The organism is Hydrogenivirga sp. (assembly GCF_056450045.1).
Map to the genome: position 1 here is coordinate 1 of NZ_JBWONM010000045.1, position 2,757 is coordinate 2,757.

The 2,757-nt window shown below is 51.6% G+C and carries 3 protein-coding genes; all 3 read left to right on the forward strand.

What is annotated here, in order from left to right; all coding sequences use genetic code 11:
- The coding region (gene thiL / locus AC1HCM_RS01750; protein ID WP_479460057.1) for a thiamine-phosphate kinase at positions 1-899 on the forward strand (899 nt) is incomplete at its 5' end.
- Entirely contained in the window at positions 862-2,130 is a 1,269-nt protein-coding gene (locus AC1HCM_RS01755; protein ID WP_479460058.1) for an HD domain-containing protein, read from the forward strand. The genes thiL and AC1HCM_RS01755, both read left to right, overlap by 38 nt.
- Positions 2,130-2,757: indole-3-glycerol phosphate synthase TrpC (locus AC1HCM_RS01760; protein WP_479460059.1), on the forward strand; the 628-nt coding region annotated here is incomplete at its 3' end. The genes AC1HCM_RS01755 and AC1HCM_RS01760, both read left to right, overlap by 1 nt.

The window sequence follows — 2,757 nt, forward strand, 5'->3', positions numbered from 1 at the left end:
TAGGAGAGTTTGGACTTATAGACAGGCTTAAAAAGATCCTCGGCTCTGAGGTTATAGGTGATGACTGTGCCCTTCTGGAGCTGTGCGGTGAGAACCTTCTCCTTACAACAGACCTGTTGCTTGAGGATGTCCACTTCCTCAGAAGGTACCCCCCTGAGGCTGTAGGATGGAAGGCAATCAGTGTGAACGTGAGCGATGTGGTCGGAAACGGTGGCACCCCTGAGTGGGCTCTCGTGTCCCTTATGCTACCCGATGTGGAGGTCTCTCTGGTTGAGAGGATGTATGAAGGGATAAAGAGAGCCTGTGACTTTTACGGGTGCAAGGTTGTCGGTGGGAACGTTTCAAGGGCGGAGAGGATAGGTGTTGACGTCTTCCTCGTCGGTAGGAGTGAAAGAGCTGTGGGTAGGGGCGGGGCTAAGCCCGGTGATAGCCTCTTCGTCTCTGGAACCCTCGGAGACTCAAGGGCTGGGCTTGAGCTCCTTAAGATGGAGAAGGGAAGCTACGAAGACTTTGAGCTAACCCTTATAGAGAGGCATCTCAGACCCACGGCGAGGATAGACTACGTGAGGCACATACAGAAGTACGCCAACGCCAGCATGGACATAAGCGACGGCTTGGTGGCTGACGCCCTTCACATAAGTGAGAGGAGCGGAGTAAGGATAGATATAGAGAGCTCCAAGCTTCCCCTATCGGAAGAGCTTAAGAGATTCTGCGATAAATACGGCAAGGACCCGAAGGAGTACGCCCTGCTGGGAGGGGAGGACTACCAGCTCCTATTTACCCATCCGAGGGAGAGATGGAACCCCTTCTTAGACATGAGCGAGATAGGGACCCTCTCCGAAGGAGAGGGTGTTTTTGTGGATGGAAAGGCGGTGGAAGGTGGTTACAGGCACTTCTGATAGAATCATAGGTATGCACAGCGGTCTCGTAGGCATACTCCTCAAGCTGTACGACCTCGCCTACATAGAGAGGTGGAACGACCACCCAAAGCCCTTTCACATTACCGAGCTTGATAAGCAGGCTCACAAAGCAGCTATAGCCTACGTGGTAGGAAGGTATGAGGAGAGCCTCAGAGGACTGAAGATTGACTGGAACTACCTTATAGAGGGGCTCGTGTTTGAGGCACTCCAGAGGGCTATCCTCACGGATATAAAACCTCAGGTGTTTCACAGGCTCTTGAGGGAAAGGAGGAAGGAGATAAACAGCTTTCTACTCAGGAAGGTTGGAGACTCTCTGAAGGAGTTTGACCCCCAGCTTCTTGAGAGGTTCAGCTCTTACATATCAACGGATGAGGAAAACATAGAGAAGAGGATAGTAAAAGCCTCCCACTTTCTGGCGACCTACTGGGAGTTTCAGATGATATACTCGGTGGGCATACGCTTTTACGGCATAGAGAAGGTGAAGGAGGAGATAGAGGACACTATAGAGGACTTCTTTGACCTCGCAGCTGCCCACAGGATATACCTAAAGAAGAAGACCTTTAACTTCATAGACCTCGTTGGACAGCTAAGGTTTCAGAAGAGGTGGATCCTGTCCCCAAGGATACCCCTCACAACCGTCTTAGGTCATATGTTCATAGTTGCGAGCCTCTCCTATCTCCTATCCCTTAAGATGGGAGCCTGCCCAAGGAGGAAGTTCCTCAACTTCTTCACCGGGCTGTTTCATGACCTTCCCGAGGTGACCACGAGGGACGTTATAGCTCCAGTCAAAAGGGAGGCGGGGATAGCTGACATCCTGAAAAAGTACGAGAGGGAGCAGGTAGAGCTCGTTATACTGCCCCTTCTTCCAGACTTTCTGAGAAGTGAGTTCAGCTACATACTCGGCTTCTTAGGAGAAGGGAATGAGTTCTCAAACAGGGTGTGGGACGGCAAGAGTGTGCGAGAGGTTGAGTTTATAGATGAGAGGTTCAACTCCGATGAGCTTAACCCCGTTGATGGAGAGCTCGTTAAGCTCTGCGATGTGATGGGAGCTTATGTGGAGGCTAAGCTTTCGCTCCATCACGGAATACGCTCCCGCCACCTTGAGGGTGCTATAGAAGGGATAGGTAGGGACCTTGAGAGGAAGCACTACGGGGGTATATCTTTTAAGGATGTAGTTCGTGAGATAGACAGGAGGCTTGGAGAAGAGTAATGGGTTTCTTGGAGAAGGTCCTTGATGTAAAGAAGAGAGAGCTGAGAAGGGACAGGGATTACTTGAGCTCCCTTGAGAGGCTGATTGAGAGAAGGGATAAGTACTACAGCTTTACGGACGCCCTGAGGAGCTGCAGGACGAAGATAATCGCTGAGGTGAAAAAAGCATCCCCTTCAATGGGGAGGATAAGGGAGGTCAGCCCTGCAAAGCAGGCGGAGCTCTACGAATCGGCTGGAGCGGTTGCGGTGTCCGTTCTGACCGACAGAGAGTTCTTTGGAGGCTCCCTTGAGGACCTCGCAGAGGTTAGGGATGCCGTCAACATCCCCATTTTAAGGAAGGACTTCATAGTAGATGAGGTTCAGGTTCTTGAGGCTAAAGCCTACGGAGCGGATGCCCTCCTACTGATAGTGAGGATGCTTACCCCGGATAGGCTGAAAGCTTTGATAGGATTTTCCGAAGAGCTCGGGCTTGTGCCTCTCGTTGAGGTCTTCTCCCTTGAGGAGGCTAAGCTTGCCCTTGACTCAGGGGCACGTGTTGTGGGCATAAACAACAGGGACCTTGACACCCTTGAGATGAAACCGGAGCTGTCAAAGGAGCTTGCACCAAAGATAAAGGACCTCGGCGCTG